Annotated in this window: 13 protein-coding genes; 6 read left to right on the forward strand and 7 right to left on the reverse strand. The window is 74.7% G+C overall.

Features of this window, described 5'->3' with window-relative positions; genetic code table 11:
* Positions 1–538 precede the first annotated feature (538 nt).
* A complete protein-coding gene (locus IG88_RS43690) occupies positions 539–2,083 on the forward strand; it encodes a helix-turn-helix domain-containing protein (RefSeq protein WP_199807405.1) in 1,545 nt (514 codons plus the stop codon).
* 13 nt (positions 2,084–2,096) lie between these two features.
* Here the strand turns inward: IG88_RS43690 and IG88_RS0101795 are convergent, their stop codons facing one another.
* Positions 2,097–3,164: a membrane protein gene (locus IG88_RS0101795; RefSeq protein WP_031034098.1), complete on the reverse strand. Its 1,068-nt coding sequence runs from the start codon at positions 3,162–3,164 to the stop codon at positions 2,097–2,099.
* Between the two features lie 11 nt (positions 3,165–3,175).
* Positions 3,176–3,778 (reverse strand): Dps family protein, encoded by a 603-nt coding sequence (locus IG88_RS0101800; RefSeq protein WP_031034099.1) that lies wholly within the window; start codon positions 3,776–3,778, stop codon positions 3,176–3,178.
* A 225-nt stretch (positions 3,779–4,003) separates the two neighbouring features.
* Between IG88_RS0101800 and IG88_RS0101805 the strand changes: the two genes are divergently transcribed.
* A complete protein-coding gene (locus IG88_RS0101805; RefSeq protein WP_031034101.1) occupies positions 4,004–5,134 on the forward strand; it encodes a Gfo/Idh/MocA family protein in 1,131 nt (376 codons plus the stop codon).
* Between the two features lie 112 nt (positions 5,135–5,246).
* Positions 5,247–5,699 carry a phospholipase gene (locus IG88_RS0101810; protein WP_031034104.1) on the forward strand — a complete coding sequence of 151 codons (453 nt, stop codon included), beginning with the start codon at positions 5,247–5,249 and terminating at the stop codon, positions 5,697–5,699.
* On the opposite strand, the gene IG88_RS0101815 is transcribed toward IG88_RS0101810, so the two are convergent.
* The 3 genes from IG88_RS0101815 to IG88_RS0101825 all read right to left on the reverse strand — a co-directional run bounded on the left by IG88_RS0101815 (position 5,672) and on the right by IG88_RS0101825 (position 9,097).
* The gene (locus IG88_RS0101815; RefSeq protein ID WP_051851722.1) at positions 5,672–6,316 is read right to left on the reverse strand and encodes a phosphatase PAP2 family protein; all 645 of its coding nucleotides are present in this window, start codon (positions 6,314–6,316) and stop codon (positions 5,672–5,674) included. The genes IG88_RS0101810 and IG88_RS0101815 overlap by 28 nt on opposite strands.
* A 202-nt stretch (positions 6,317–6,518) precedes the next feature.
* Positions 6,519–8,780, reverse strand: coding sequence for a heavy metal translocating P-type ATPase (locus IG88_RS0101820; protein ID WP_031034108.1), 2,262 nt, complete (start codon positions 8,778–8,780; stop codon positions 6,519–6,521).
* Positions 8,781–8,863: 83 nt separating this feature from the next.
* The gene (locus IG88_RS0101825) at positions 8,864–9,097 is read right to left on the reverse strand and encodes a heavy-metal-associated domain-containing protein (RefSeq protein WP_031034110.1); all 234 of its coding nucleotides are present in this window, start codon (positions 9,095–9,097) and stop codon (positions 8,864–8,866) included.
* Between the two features lie 192 nt (positions 9,098–9,289).
* Between IG88_RS0101825 and IG88_RS0101830 the strand changes: the two genes are divergently transcribed.
* Entirely contained in the window at positions 9,290–10,231 is a 942-nt protein-coding gene (locus tag IG88_RS0101830) for a hypothetical protein (RefSeq protein ID WP_031034112.1), read from the forward strand.
* 114 nt (positions 10,232–10,345) lie between these two features.
* On the opposite strand, the gene IG88_RS0101835 is transcribed toward IG88_RS0101830, so the two are convergent.
* Complete coding sequence (locus IG88_RS0101835) at positions 10,346–11,125, reverse strand: DeoR/GlpR family DNA-binding transcription regulator (protein ID WP_031034114.1); 780 nt, start codon at positions 11,123–11,125, stop codon at positions 10,346–10,348.
* A gap of 128 nt (positions 11,126–11,253) precedes the next feature.
* Here IG88_RS0101835 and IG88_RS0101840 point away from each other — a divergent pair, with 128 nt between their 5' ends.
* Positions 11,254–12,135, forward strand: coding sequence for an SIS domain-containing protein (locus IG88_RS0101840; protein WP_031034117.1), 882 nt, complete (start codon positions 11,254–11,256; stop codon positions 12,133–12,135).
* A gap of 29 nt (positions 12,136–12,164) precedes the next feature.
* Positions 12,165–13,055 (forward strand): class II fructose-bisphosphate aldolase, encoded by an 891-nt coding sequence (locus IG88_RS0101845; RefSeq protein ID WP_031034120.1) that lies wholly within the window; start codon positions 12,165–12,167, stop codon positions 13,053–13,055.
* Here the strand turns inward: IG88_RS0101845 and IG88_RS0101850 are convergent.
* Complete coding sequence (locus IG88_RS0101850) at positions 13,045–14,178, reverse strand: methyltransferase (RefSeq protein ID WP_031034123.1); 1,134 nt, start codon at positions 14,176–14,178, stop codon at positions 13,045–13,047. The two genes, IG88_RS0101845 and IG88_RS0101850, sit on opposite strands and share 11 nt — an antisense overlap.
* Positions 14,179–14,320: the final 142 nt, after the last annotated feature.

Raw genomic sequence — 14,320 nt, forward strand, 5'->3', positions numbered from 1 at the left:
GTGTGGTGTCGTGGCTGCTCGGGTCCGTGCCCGTGTGGCGTGCGGGGGTGGGGCCCCTGGTGGGTGACGCTGTCTTCCGTCTCGGCTCGGGGGCCGTCCACCGTTCCGGTCGCGGGTCCGGTCGCCGGCTCGCCGGGGGGATGGTTGTGGCCCCGGCATTGGGTGTGGTCGCCCGGTGGCGTGGTAGCGGCCGTGTGGTGTCGTTGCTGCTCGGGTCCGTGCCCGTGTGGCGTGCGGGGGTGGGGCCCCTGGTGGGTGACGCGGCCTTCCGTCTCGGCTCGGGGACCGTCCACCGGCCCGGTCGCGGGTCTTGGTGTCGGTTCGGCGTGGGGTCCGTCTTGACCGCGGCGTTGAACATCGCCTCCCGGCTCCGTACCGGCGGCCGCCCGATCGTGCCGCGCCTTCCGTCGTCGCACGGGTGGCCTGCCGGGGCGGAGCCCCTGGTCGACGGGTGTGCTTTCGGTCCCGGCCCGAGGCCGCCCGCCGGTCCGGGCGCGGGCCGTCCGGGCCCCGGTGCCGTCTCGGCGTGGGGGCCGTCGTGACCGCCGTAGCGAGTGTTGCCGACCTGCTGGCCGACCCCCTGCTCGCGGGAGCCCGCACGCTGGCCGGACACGCCGGGCTGGAGCGGGCCGTGCGCGATGTCACCGTCCACCGCGGTGCCCTCGCCCCGGTCGACGGCCACCTGGTGCTCTGCGCCCTGGGGGACGCCACCCCCGCCTACCGGCTCGACGCCCTCGTCCGCCGCGCCCAGGAGGCCGGAGCCGCGGCGCTGTGCGTCACCGCCGACGCCGCGGCCAGACCCCCGCTGTCCGCCGTACGACTGGCAGACCGGCTGCGGATCCCCGTGCTGTGGGTCGCCACCGACGACCCGTTCCGCCTCGCCCTCGACCTCACCCTGCGGGTCCGTGCCCCCGAGGTGACGCGGGCCCGCACCGTCGAGAACCTGCTCCGCCGCCTCGCCACCCGCACGGAGGGACCGGAGCTGATCGCCGCCGCCCGTGCCGTGCTCGCCGCCGACGTCAGCCTCGTCACCTCCGACGGCGGAGCCATCGTCGGCGGCCCGGTGGTGCCGGACGCCCTGCGCCCGGAGCTGGCCGTGCCCCAGCGCACCCCCGGGCTGCTGGCCCACCCCGTGCACGCCGTCCCGTTCGCCGGGCACCTGCCGGGCGGTACGGCGCCGGTCACCGCCTGGCTGGTGTGGCCCTTCGAACGGGCTGACGAGGACCGCGCCGACACCGTCGCGCTGGGCCTCGCCCTGCTCGAACCCTTCGTCCGGTCCTGGCTCGCCGGAGCCCGCACCCGGGCCGACCACGACAGCGCCGTCCGCCGCCGCCTGCTGGCGGAGGTCGTCACCGGCCGGGGGACCGTCAGCCGGGAGGTCGTCGAGCAGGCGGTCGCGCTGGGCTGGCGGCTGGAGGACTGGCACGTGGGCCTGGCCGTACGCGCCGAGAAACCGCCCGCGGCGGACCGTCCCGACACCGTCCCCGCACCGCTGCTCGCCGCCCTGTCCCGACACGGCGTCACCGCCCAGGCGGTGGCGGAGGGCGACGGCGACTGGGCGCTGTGGTCCAGCAGCGGTCCCCGGCCCGCCGACGACGAACCCCGCCAGCTCCTGCGCCGGGTGCGCCGGGCGCTCGCCGAACTTCCCACCGGCTGGCGGCTGGTGGCCGGCATCGGCAGGCCCCGCCAGGGCCCCGGCGGCCTGGCCGACACCCTGACCGAGGCCCGCAACGCGGCCCGGCTCGCGGCCGCCAGGGACGTCCGGCCGTCCGTGGAACACACCGACGAACTCGGCGTGGGCAGACTGCTGGCCGCCTGGCAGCAGTCCGACATCACCCGCGCCTTCGCCGAGACCGCGCTCGCCCCGCTGGGCGGCCCCGAGCAGGCCCACCTGCTCACGACCTTGCGGGTCTTCCTCGAGCACGGCGGCTCCGCCGCCGCCACCGCCCGCGCCCTCGGCCTGCACCGCAACACCGTCGCCGCCCGGCTGCGTCAGGTCCGCGAACGGCTCGGCGTCCCTCTGGACGACCCCAGCAACCGGCTCGCCCTCCAGATGGCCTGCCGTGCCCTGGCCTCCCCCTGAGACCGGCGGACCGTCAGGACTCGGTGGTCTCGGGCTCGGCCTCCGGCGGCTCCTTCTCCCGCCCGCCGGGGTGCCGGTGCCGCCAGACCCAGAAGACCGCGCAGGACAGCAGCGCCCATCCGGCCAGCACCAGGAACGGGAAGGCGTGCTGGTAGCCCTGGAAGTACACCGCGGTGTGCTGGGCGTTGACCGATGCTCCCGGCGGCAGCCACCGGCCGATCACCCCGAGCGGCGACGGCAGCAGCGGCCAGGACACCGCCCCGCCGGAGGAGGGGTTGCCGATGATCACCATCAGGCCCCACGTGGGCAGCATCGCCCAGCGCCCGAACAGGGTGTTGAACATGGTGAAGACCATGCCGGACACGAACATCGTGAGCGCCAGGATCAGCCACGACTCGGCGAACGGCAGGTCCAGCGCGCCCAGCAGCCAGTCCACCGTGGCGGCGATGACGAATCCGCCGAGCAGCGCGTAGGCCGCCGTGAACAGGATGCGCTCGAACGGGGTGAGCGAGCGCGCGTGCACGCTGAGCTGGATCGCCCCCACGAAGCCGATGATCACGGCGGCCAGCGAGATGTAGAAGATCGCCAGCCCGCGCGGGTCGCCCCGCTGCAGCGGATTGACGTCCCGCACGGTGACCTGGACGCCGAGCTTCTTCCCCACGGCCGGCGCCGTCTGGGAGAGCAGTTCGGCGACCGAGGCACCGGAGGCACCGGACACGTCGAGCAGGGCGCTCCGCCCGCCGTCGCGCAGCTCGAAGACCGCGAAGACCTCCTGCTGCTCGATCGCCTCGCGCGCCGCCGCCCGGGTCCGGTACGGATGCACCCTCACCGAGGTGTCCAGCGCCTCCTCCAGACCGCGGAGATAGGCCTGGGCACCCGCCGACTCGTACGATCCGACCATGGCCGTGGGGATCAGGCGCGGCGTCGGGTTCGCCATCGAGTAGGTGTACGAGCCCGCGAAGAGGCCCGCGGCGGCCGCGAGGATCAGCACCAGGACGGTGGCCGGCCAGAACGGCGACTGCCGGAACGCGGACCACCGCCCGTGCGCCGGGACGTCGGTCTCCGGGGACGTGTGCGCCATGTCCGACGGCGTCAGGCGTGGACCAGCGGCGTGTCCACGAGGTGTTCCGCCACGAACCACGCCTGGAGTTCGTTGGTGCGCACGACCTCGGAGACCAGAAGGTCGTTGGTGCCGTCGTCGCCGTACTCCTGCGTGCGGGCCGCCGCGTCGTGGCACTCGGTGAGGATCAGCTCGTGCGCCTCCAGCAGCCGCGAGAGCATCGACGGCACCTCCTCCACCCCGTCCGGCGGACGCGGCACGGTGGTGATCTCGGCGACGTGCCGGGGGTCGCCCACCGCGACACCGCCGAGGGTCTGGACGCGTTCGGCGACGGTGTCGATCAGTTCGAGCTGTTCGCCCGCGTGCTTGTCCAGCAGCAGGTGAAGCTGGTAGAACGTCGCCCCGCGCATCAGCCAGTGGTACTTCTTGTACAGGTCGTGCAGGATCCGGGTGTCCGCCAGGACCTTGTTGAGCCGCTGGCAGGAGTAGAGGCGGGTGTCCATGGTGAGGGCCACGGGGAACTGCTTGACGGTGCCGAACTCCTGAATGGTCCGGCCCTTCTGGTGCAGCCAGGGCTGGCTGCCGTCCGACCGCTGCTCCGTGGACGACGGGGGATTCGGCTTCGGGGAACTCACGCCTGGGCTCCTTCCGGAGGGGACTGGAGGACGGACCGGCGCGGTGCCGCCGGCCCCGGTTCCCCCCGCGACAGTCGACCAGCCGTGCGCCCGGCCCGCAAGCGGTGGGGGTTGTCCGGGCCATCGCCGTCCGCCTATGGTCGACCCTGTTTGAAAGCGCTTTCTAAAGGGCGTGGCGCCGCACGACACGGTGTGCGCGTGCGCCCGCCGTCCGAGGAGGACCGCATGTCCCCACGCCCCGCCCGTCGCCGGGTCGCGGTGATCGGCACCGGTGCCATCGTCACCGGCGGCCACCTGCCCGCTCTCGCCGCCCACGCCGACCGCACCGAACTGGTGGCCGCCGTCGACGTGGACCCGGCGCGTCTCGACGCCTTCCGCGCACAGGCGCCCGGCGAGGTCGCCGGGTACACGTCGACGGGCGCCATGCTGGACGCCGTACGGCCCGACCTGGTCCTGGTCGGGACGCCGCCGTCGGTGCACCGGGAGCAGACGGTGGCCGCGCTGAAGGCGGGTGCCTGGGTGCTGTGCGAGAAGCCGCTGTGCCTGTCCCTCGCCGAGTACGACGACATCGCGGCGGCCGAGGAGGCGTCCGGGGCGTACGCGTCCGTGGTCTTCCAGCACCGGTACGGCTCCGGTGCCGCGCACGCCCGCGAGCTGATCGCGAGCGGTGAGCTGGGCGCGCCGCTGGTCGCCCACTGCCAGACGACCTGGCACCGCGATGCCGCCTACTACGCCGTGCCCTGGCGCGGCCGTTGGTCCACCGAGGGCGGCGGCCCGACCATGGGGCACGGCATCCACCAGTACGACCTGCTGCTCCATCTGCTCGGTCCCTGGGCGGAGATACGGGCCATGGCCTCCCGTCTGGTGCACGACACCGAGAGCGAGGACGTCTCCACCGCCCTGGTGCGCTTCGAGAGCGGTGCCCTCGCCACCGTCGTCAACAGCGTGCTCTCCCCGGACGAGATGAGCCGGATACGCGTCGACTGCGCCGACGCGACGGTGGAGTTGACGCACCTGTACGGGCATCGCAACGCCGACTGGACCTACACCCCGGCCCGGCACGTCGCCCCGGAACGCGCCGCCGCCTGGCACACCCCCGGCGCCGACGTGCCCAGCTCCCACGCGGCGCAGCTCGGTGCCGTCCTGGACGCCTGGGACGCCGGGGTCCGGCCGCCCGGCAGCGGCGTCGAGGCCCGCGCCACGCTGGAGTTCGCCGCGGCCCTGTACAAGGCGGCCTTCACCGGACGGCCGGTGGGCGCGGGGGAGATCGCTTCCGGCGACCCCTTCTACGTCGCCATGCACGGCGACCACCCCGACTGGGCGCCCGGGGAGCGCGCCCGGCACGCGAAAAGCTGAGCGTTCACGGCGAGTTGGGCCACCGGAGGTGTGAACCGGTGGCCCCGGAGCGCATCATCTTGACATGAACCTGCGGCCCGAGGGGCGGGTCGCAGCCTCGTGGAGGTGTGGGATGCACCGCAGACTCGCCACCGGACTCTCGGCCGCCGCCCTGGCCCTGACCACCGTCGTCGCCGGCGCCGCGACCGCCGACGCCGCTCCCTCCGACAAGGCCCAGGTCCTCGCGAGCTGGACGCAGACCAGCGCGTCCAGTCACAACGCCTGGAACGCCGCGCGGGCCGACAAGTCCGCCTGGTCCGCCTACGGGTTCGACTGGACCACCGACTACTGCTCCTCCTCGCCGGACAACCCGTTCGGCTTCCCCTTCAGCACCTCCTGCGCACGGCACGACTTCGGCTACCGCAACTACAAGGCCCTCGGCACCTTCAGCGCCAACAAGTCCCGTCTCGACAGCGCCTTCTACGAGGACCTCAAACGGGTCTGCGCCGGTTACGGCGGCGCCACCAGGACCGCCTGCGACAGCACGGCGTGGACGTACTACCAGGCCGTGAAGGTGTTCGGCTGACGGGACACCGCGGCCAGCGCGACGGCCCCGCCCGCCACGCCGAGAACCGCACCCGCGGCGACGTCGCCGGGGTAGTGCACGCCGGTGTGGACCCGGGAGTAGCCGACGGCGCCCGCCAGTACGCCGAGCGGCAGGGCGGCCTCGGGCAGGACGACGCCGACGGCCGTGGCGAACGCGACCGCCGCGGCCGTGTGCCCCGACGGGAACGACGCCGACTCGGGCATGGGCACGTACCGGTCCACGCTCACCCGGGCCGCCTCCCGGTCCGGCCGCGCCCGGTGCACCAGCCGTTTGCCCAGCAGGTTCGCCGAGGCCGACGCCACGGCGACGGCCCCGACCCCGGCCAGGGCCGCCCGCCGCGGCCGGGGTCCGCCCAGGGTGAGCACGGCGGCGATCCCGAGCGAGATCTTCGAATGGTCCGCCGCGTGGGACAGGCGCCGCAGCGCCCGGTCGAGCGCGGGGGTGGACGTGGCGGCCACCGCCGCGTACAGCGCGCCGTCCACGGCACGCAGCTCGGCGAGTACGGCCGCGACGGCCCGCCTGCACGCGCACCCCGGGGCGGGAGCCGGCCCGAGCGGGCCCGGGGTGCGGCCGTCGGCGTCGGTCGGTCGGGTCATGGGCTCCTGCTCCGCGGGAGGAGGGGACCCTGACCATCCTGGTCGCACGCGGACCGCGCGGCGCGTGGGCGGGACCCGTCCGGGGGACCGCGGCACGGGACGCCACCCCGGACCGGCCCGGCGCGGAACAACGCGGGGACCGCGGGCCGGCCCTTCCGGAGCCGGCCCGCGGTCCGCGCGCCGTACGAGCCCTGGCGGCGGGTCAGCCCGCGGCCCTGAAGCCCCGCAGCCGCAGGCTGTTGCCGACGACGAAGACGGAGGAGAAGGCCATGGCCGCCCCGGCGATCATCGGGTTGAGGAGCCCGGCCGCGGCGAGCGGCAGGGCGGCGACGTTGTAGGCGAAGGCCCAGAACAGGTTGGTCCTGATGGTGCCGAGCGTCCTGCGGGCGAGCCGGATGGCGTCGGCGGCGGCGCGCAGGTCGCCGCGGACCAGCGTGAGGTCGCCCGCCTCGATGGCCGCGTCGGTGCCGGTCCCCATGGCGAGCCCCAGGTCGGCCTGGGTGAGCGCGGCGGCGTCGTTGACCCCGTCGCCGACCATCGCCACCGAACGCCCCTCGCCCTGCAGCCGCTTGACGACGTCGACCTTGTCCTCGGGCATCACCTCCGCGACGACGTGCTCGGCGTCGATGCCGACCTCGCGGGCGACGGAGGCGGCCACCGCCGCGTTGTCGCCGGTCAGCAGGACCGGCGTGAGGCCCAGGGCGCGCAGCCGGGCGATCGCCTCGGGGCTGGTCTCCTTCACCGCGTCGGCGACCTCCAGGACCGCCCGGGCCTCGCCGTCCCAGGCGACGGTGATCGCGGTGCGGCCGGCCGCCTGTGCCCCGGCCTTGGCGCGGGCCAGGTCAGCGGGCAGCTCCATGGCCCACTCGGCGAGCAGTTGCTCGCGGCCGACGAGGACCGCGTGACCCTCGACCACGCCCTGGACGCCGAGTCCCGGCACGTTGGCGAAGTCCTCCGGGGCGGGCAGGGAACCGACCCGTTCGACGGCGCCCGCGGCCACCGCCCGGGCGATCGGGTGCTCCGAGGCGTGCTCCAACGCCCCGGCCAGGCGCAGCACTTCGGCCTCCCCGGTGCCCTCCGCGGTGTGCACGGCGAGCAGCGTCATGCGGCCGGTGGTGACGGTGCCGGTCTTGTCGAGGACGACGGTGTCGACCTTTCGGGTGGACTCCAGGACCTCGGGGCCCTTGATGAGGATGCCGAGCTGTGCGCCCCGCCCGGTGCCGACCAGCAGCGCGGTCGGAGTGGCCAGGCCCAGGGCGCAGGGGCAGGCGATGATCAGCACGGCGACGGCGGCGGTGAACGCGGCGGCCGGTCCGGAGCCGTTGCCCAGCCAGAAGCCGAGGGTGGCCAGGGCCAGGCCGATGACGACGGGGACGAAGACGGCGGAGATGCGGTCGGCGAGCCGCTGGGCGGCGGCCTTGCCGTTCTGCGCGTCCTCGACCAGCTTCGCCATCCGGGCCAACTGGGTGTCCGCGCCGACCCGCGTCGCCTCGACGACCAGCCGGCCGCCCGCGTTCAGGGTCGCTCCGGTGACCGCGTCGCCCACGCCGACCTCGACCGGCACGGACTCGCCGGTGAGCATCGACGCGTCGACGGCCGAGGTGCCCTCGACGACCGTGCCGTCGGTGGCGATCTTCTCGCCGGGGCGGACCAGGAAGCGGTCCCCGGCCCTGAGCCCGTCGACCGGGATCCGCTCCTCACGGCCCTCCCGCAGTACGGTCACGTCCTTGGCTCCCAGCTCCAGCAGGGCCTTCAGCGCGGCACCGGCCTTGCGCTTGGAGCGGGCCTCGAAGTAGCGCCCGGCGAGGATGAAGGCGGTCACCCCCGCCGCGGCCTCCAGGTAGATGTTCCCGGAGCCGTCGCTGCGGGCGATGGTCAGCTCGAAGGGGTGCGTCATGCCCGGAGTGCCCGCGCTGCCGAGGAACAGCGCCCACAGCGACCACAGGAACGCCGCCGACGTGCCGACCGAGATCAGCGTGTCCATCGTGGCCGCACCGTGCCGGGCGTTGGTGAGGGCGGCCCTGTGGAACGGCCAGGCGGCGTAGGTGACCACGGGCGCCGCCAGGGTGAGGGACAGCCACTGCCAGTACTCGAACTGCAGCGCCGGCACCATCGCCATCGCGATCACGGGCACCGCCAGCACCACGGCCGTGACCAGCCGCTGCCGCAGGGGCCGCAACGCGTCGGCGGGCTCACCGCCCTGCGCGCCGGGCGCGGGCTCGGTGCGCACCGGCTCGGGTTCCCGGGCCGTGTACCCGGTGGCCTCGACGGTGGCGATCAGCTCCGGGACCGAGACGTCGCCCGCGTAGCTGACCCTGGCCTTCTCCGTCGCGTAGTTGACGGTGGCGGTGACCCCTTCCATCCGGTTGAGCTTCTTCTCGATCCGGGCGGCGCACGAGGCACAGGTCATGCCGCCGATGGCGAGTTCCACCTCGGCTGGTGCGCTGGTCGTACTGGTGGTCATGGCTGCTCCTGATGCGGGGAGGTCGGCCGGGGCCCGGCGGGTACGGGCCCCGGCGCTGCGGTTCGACGGGGGCGGCGGGTCGGTCAGACGCGGCCGGTCAGCTCGTAGCCGGCCTCGTCGACCACCTCGGCGATCGCGGCGTCGTCCGGCTCGCCGGCGGAGGTGACGGTGACGCGGCCGGTGTCGAGGGCGACCTCGACGGCGGTGACACCCTCCAGCCCGCCGACGACCCGGGTGAGCGTCGCGCTGCAGTGGCCGCAGGACATGCCGGCGACGGCGTACGTGGTGGACACGGGGGCGGTGACGTTCGAGGACACGGCTTCCTCCGGGAGATGAGTGTCGGATACGGGGCGGGGGTATCCGGCCCCGATGAGTCCATGTATACCCCTAGGGGGTACCCAATGCAAGCCCTTCCGTCGCTTGACTCAGTACCCCCTGGGGGTATTGTGACGTGCATGGAGAGGCCGCCGCACGAGCCGGAGGCCCGAGAACCCGAGGAGACGACCGCCATGCATACGGGACTGAGGATCACCGCGTTCGCCGCCGCACTGGCCGCGACCTTCGGCACCGCCTACGGCGTGGGCAGGGGCGTGGACCCGATCGTCGCGGAGAGCGGACCCGCGCCGCACGACGAGCACGGCGGGCCGTCGGCGCGGCAGGAGGAGGGCGAGGGGCACGCGGGCCACGACGGCTCACCGGCCGGCGGCCTGGAGGTCTCCGCGAACGGCTACACCCTCGACCTCGCCACCCCGCGCGTCCAGGCCGGTCGGCGCGCCGAACTGCGCTTCACGGTCCGGGACTCGAACGGCGAGGCCGTCACCGCGTACCAGCGCGAGCACGACAAGGAACTCCACCTCGTCCTCGCCTCGCGCGACCTCGTCACCTACCGCCACCTGCACCCCGCCCGTGGCGCCGACGGCACCTGGAGCACCCCCGTCGACCTCCCGGCGGCGGGCGGCTACCGTGTCTTCGCCGACTTCACCCCGGCGGGCAAGGGCGCGGAGAACCTCACCCTCGGTGCCGACCTCGCCGTCTCCGGCCACTACGCGCCGGCCCCGCTGCCGGCTCCGGGCGGCACCGTCCGGACCGACGGCTACGAGGTCGAACTCGCCGGCACTCTGCGCACCGGCAGGGCGAGCGAGCTGAAGCTGAAGGTCTCCCGCGCGGGCGAACCCGTCAACGACCTCCAGCCCTACCTGGGCGCCTACGGCCACCTCGTCGCCCTGCGCTCCGGCGACCTCGCCTACCTCCACGTCCACCCCAACGGCGAACCCGGCGACGGAACCACCCGGCCCGGCCCGGAGATCTCCTTCACGGCGACCGCGCCCAGCGACGGCACCTACCGCCTCTTCCTCGACTTCCGGCACCGCGGGGAGGTCCACACCGCCGCGTTCACCGTGCGCGCCGGATCGGCGCCGGGCGCAGAGCACACCGAGGGGCACGGACACTGACCGACGGAGTTACCGCCCGCCTGCCCGCCTGCCCGCCTGCCCGCCTGCCCGCCTGTCCGCCTGCCCGCCTGCCCGGTCCGCTCGGCGCTCGGCCCGCTTGGCCCACGAGTCCGCTCAGGCCGTGACGACCCGGACCCCCGCCTCCTCGAACGCCCGCACCAGCTCCGGGTCGGCCGCCCCGTCCGTGACCAGTGTGTCCACCGACTCGGTGGCGCAGATCCGGGCGAACGCCCGCCGGCCCAGCTTGCTGGAGTCGGCGGCCACGACCACCCGCTCGGCGCGCTCGCACAGCAGCCGGTTGATCGCCGCCTCCGCCTCGTCGTGGGCCGCGGCGCCGTGCGCGACGTCGAAGGCGACGACGCCCAGCACCGCCACGTCGAGCGTCACCTGGCCGAGCACCCCGTCCGCGAGCGGCCCGATCAGCTCGTACGACTGGGCCCGGGCCACCCCGCCGGTCACCACGATCTTGAACTGCGGCCGGACGGCCAGCTCGTTGGCGATGTTGAGCGCGTTGGTGACCACGGTCAGCGCGGGAGTGCCCGAGGCCAGGTCGGCGCGCACGGCCAGGGCGCGCGCCACCTCCGTGGTGGTCGTACCGCCGGTCAGCCCCACCGCCTCGCCGGGGGCCACCAGGGCGGCGACCGCCTGCGCGACGCGCTGCTTCTGCGAGGCGCGGCGGGCGGTCTTGTAGCGCAGCGGCAGCTCGTAGGACACCCCGTGGACCACCGCGCCGCCGCGTGTGCGCACGAGCATCTGCTGCTCGGCGAGCCGGTCGAAGTCGCGGCGGATCGTCGCCGCCGAGACCTCCAGCTCGGCCGCCGCCTCCTCGACGTCCAGCCGGCCGCGCTCCACGAGCAGCTCCAGCAGCGCCTTCCAGCGGGCGTCGCGCGACATCCGCGCCTCCGTTCGTCGATCCCCGCCGACCCTAGCGCACCGCACTGTTCCCTCGACTTGCTTGATTGTGCTCGAAAGTTCGCTATATCTTGCAGGAACAATCAGCCTGTGTTCCGGGAGTGTGCGACATGACGTACGTCGAGGACGAGCTCAACAGCCAGCCCGAGTGCTGGACGCGCGCCGCCGAGGAGGCGGCACGGCACACGGCGGCGCTGCCGGCGGCGGGGGAGCGGGTGGCGGTCGTGGGATGCGGCACCTCGTACTTCATGGCGCAGTCGGCGGCGGCCCTGCGCGAGGACGCGGGCCTCGGCGAGACGGACGCGTTCGCCGCGTCCGAGTTCCCGCACGGGCGGGCGTACGACCGGGTCGTGGCCCTCACCCGTTCCGGCACCACCACCGAAGTACTGAACCTGCTCACGGAGTTGAAGGGCCGCACGCGCACCGTCGCGCTCACCGCCGACCCGCGCACACCCGTCATGGGCGCCGCCGACGACGTGGTCGTCCTCGACTTCGCCGACGAACGCTCGGTCGTGCAGACGCGGTTCGCCACCACCGCGCTCACCCTGCTCCGCGCCCACCTCGGCCTGCACACCGACGCGGTCGTCGAGGACGCCCGCACCGCACTCGCGGACACGCTGCCCGAAGGGCTCGTCGAGCGCACCCAGTTCACCTTCCTCGGCCGGGGCTGGACCGTCGGACTGGCCAACGAGGCCGGGCTCAAGATGCGCGAGGCCTCCCTGTCCTGGACCGAGGCCTACCCGGCGATGGAGTACCGGCACGGCCCCATCAGCATCAGTACCGCCGGCACCGCCACCTGGATGTTCGGCGAGGCGCCCGAGGGGCTCGCGGAACAGGTCCGCGACACCGGCGCGATGTGGGTGCCGGGCGGGCTGGACCCGCTGGCCGAACTGGTACGCGCCCAGCGGCTCGCCGTCGCCGTCGCCGCCGCGCGCGGCCTCGACCCGGACCGCCCGCGCCACCTGACCCGCTCGGTCGTCCTCGCCCCCTGACGCCCCCCGCCCGGGAAGGAGAACAGACCGTGCCCCTCGCCACCACCGGCGACCTGGTCGGCCGCGCGGCGGCCGGCCGCTCCGCCGTCGCCGCCTTCAACGTCATCACCCTGGAGCACATCGAGGCCGTCGTCGCCGGCGCCGAGTCCGCGCGGACGCCCGTCGTCCTCCAGGTCAGCGAGAACGCCGTGAAGTACCGCCACGGCCGCCTCCTGCCCCTGGCCCGCGCGGCCGTCGCCGCCGCCGAGGGCGCCTCGGTGCCCGTCGCCCTGCACCTCGACCACGTCCAGAGCGACGCCCTGCTGCGCCGGGCCGCCGACGCCGGGTTCAGCTCGGTGATGTACGACGCCGCCCGGCTGCCGTACGCCGACAACCTCGCGGCGACCCGGGCCGCCGCCGACTGGGCACACGCCCAGGGGCTGTGGATCGAGGCCGAGTTGGGGGAGGTCGGCGGCAAGGACGGCGCCCCGCCGCTCGACGCCCACGCCCCCGGCGCCCGCACCGACCCCGCCGAGGCACGCGCCTACGTCGCCGACTCCGGCGTGGACGCCCTCGCCGTCGCCGTGGGCAGCTCGCACGCCATGACCACGCGCACCGCGGCCCTCGACCACGACCTGCTCAAGGAACTGTCCGGCGCCCTGGACGTGCCGCTCGTCCTGCACGGCTCCTCCGGAGTGCCGGACGGCGAACTCGCCGCGGCCGTCGCGGGCGGCATCGCCAAGGTCAACGTCGGCACCGCGCTCAACATCGCCATGACCGGCGCGATCAGGGAGTACCTGGCCGCCCGGCCCGAAGCGGTCGACTCGCGCGGCTACCTCACGGCGGGGAGGGAGGCCATGGTCCGCACGGTGGCGACGCTCGTCCAGGTGGTCGCCCGGACCGCCGCCGCACCGCCCCCCGCCCCTCCGGCTACTCCTTGACCGCCTTGAGCACCACGAACTTCCGGTCGCCCGCCACCAGCCGGCTGTTGCCGAACACGCGCCGCAGCTTGACGTGGTAGCCCAGGTGCCGGTTGCCGACCACCCACAGTTCGCCGCCGGGGCGCAGCACCCGCCGCGCCCCGGTGAACATCCGCCACGCGGTCGCGTCGGTCGTCGCCTGGTGGGAGTGGAACGGCGGGTTGTTCAGCACCAGGCCGGCACTGCCGTCGGGCACCCCGGCCAGACCGTCGCCGACCCGGAACTGCGCACGTCCCGCGACCTCGTTGGCCCGGCACGTCGCTTCGGCCGAGGCCACGGCCTGGAACGACTCGTCGGTGAACAGCACCTCGGCGTCCGGATCGGCCAGCGCCACCGCCGTACCGACCACACCGTTGCCGCAGCCCAGGTCCACCACCCGCCCCGCGCCCCTGGTGTCCGGCAGGTGCCTCAGGAAGAAGCGGGTGCCGACGTCGAGGCGGTCGGCGCAGAAGACCCCGGCGTGGTTGACGACGGGGCGCCCGGAGAGCGGCCCCACGTCGTCGGGGAGCCGGTAGCGCAGCGGCCAGGGGCTGGCCGGCCGCCTCAGCGCGGGATCGGGCTCGGCGAAGATCAGCCGGGCCTTCTTCACGGCCAGGGACGTCCGGGTCGGTCCGACGATCCGCTCGAACAGGCGGAGCGTCGAGGTGTGGATCTCCTTCACCATCCCGGCACCGGCCACCACCGTGCCCCCGTGCAGCGCGGGCGCCAGCCGCAGGAGCTGGTCCTCCAGCAGCGCCAGGCTCTTCGGCACGCGTACCAGCAGCACGTCGACGCGGTCCGGCGGCGGGTCCTGCGTGGTGAGCAGGCGCACCGCGCCCGGCTCGACGCCGGCGCGCCGCAGGTTGGCCCGCGTCGCCTCCCGGGCGAGGTACGAGTCGGTGATCTGCACCGGCCGGTGCGCGGCCAGCGCCGTCACCAGCGCTCCCCAGCGGTCGCCGACGACCACGACCGTGCCGTCGAGCGGGACCTCCCGCTGCGCGAGGTGCCTCAGCAGGTACTCGTCGGACGCGTCCCACGCCCGGAGCCGGTCACGCGGGTCCTCGGGGTGGCGCGACAGCACGTGCTCGCCCCAGGGCGTGGTCATGCGGTCGTCGCGGTCGTGCGTACGGGGGTCGGTGGAGGTGCGGTCGCTCGGGCTGCGGTCGTTCATCGTGCGCCCAGGCTAGCCGAGCCCCGGCTCGGCACCGGCCGCGCCCGCCGGGGCCACGGCGGGGCACGGCGCGGAG

The sequence above is a fragment of the Streptomyces sp. NRRL F-5650 genome (genome assembly GCF_000721365.1).
GTDB lineage: Bacteria > Actinomycetota > Actinomycetes > Streptomycetales > Streptomycetaceae > Streptomyces > Streptomyces ardesiacus.

Excerpts from the sequence above, each read along its gene's own strand:
- IG88_RS0101795 (WP_031034098.1), bottom strand. The coding sequence starts at position 3,164 with ATGGCGCACACGTCCCCGGAGACCGACGTCCCGGCGCACGGGCGGTGG.
- IG88_RS0101805 (WP_031034101.1), top strand. The coding sequence starts at position 4,004 with ATGTCCCCACGCCCCGCCCGTCGCCGGGTCGCGGTGATCGGCACCGGT.
- IG88_RS0101810 (WP_031034104.1), top strand. The coding sequence starts at position 5,247 with ATGCACCGCAGACTCGCCACCGGACTCTCGGCCGCCGCCCTGGCCCTG.
- IG88_RS0101815 (WP_051851722.1), bottom strand. The coding sequence starts at position 6,316 with ATGACCCGACCGACCGACGCCGACGGCCGCACCCCGGGCCCGCTCGGG.
- IG88_RS0101820 (WP_031034108.1), bottom strand. The coding sequence starts at position 8,780 with ATGACCACCAGTACGACCAGCGCACCAGCCGAGGTGGAACTCGCCATC.
- IG88_RS0101830 (WP_031034112.1), top strand. The coding sequence starts at position 9,290 with ATGCATACGGGACTGAGGATCACCGCGTTCGCCGCCGCACTGGCCGCG.
- IG88_RS0101835 (WP_031034114.1), bottom strand. The coding sequence starts at position 11,125 with ATGTCGCGCGACGCCCGCTGGAAGGCGCTGCTGGAGCTGCTCGTGGAG.
- IG88_RS0101840 (WP_031034117.1), top strand. The coding sequence starts at position 11,254 with ATGACGTACGTCGAGGACGAGCTCAACAGCCAGCCCGAGTGCTGGACG.
- IG88_RS0101850 (WP_031034123.1), bottom strand. The coding sequence starts at position 14,178 with ATGACCACGCCCTGGGGCGAGCACGTGCTGTCGCGCCACCCCGAGGAC.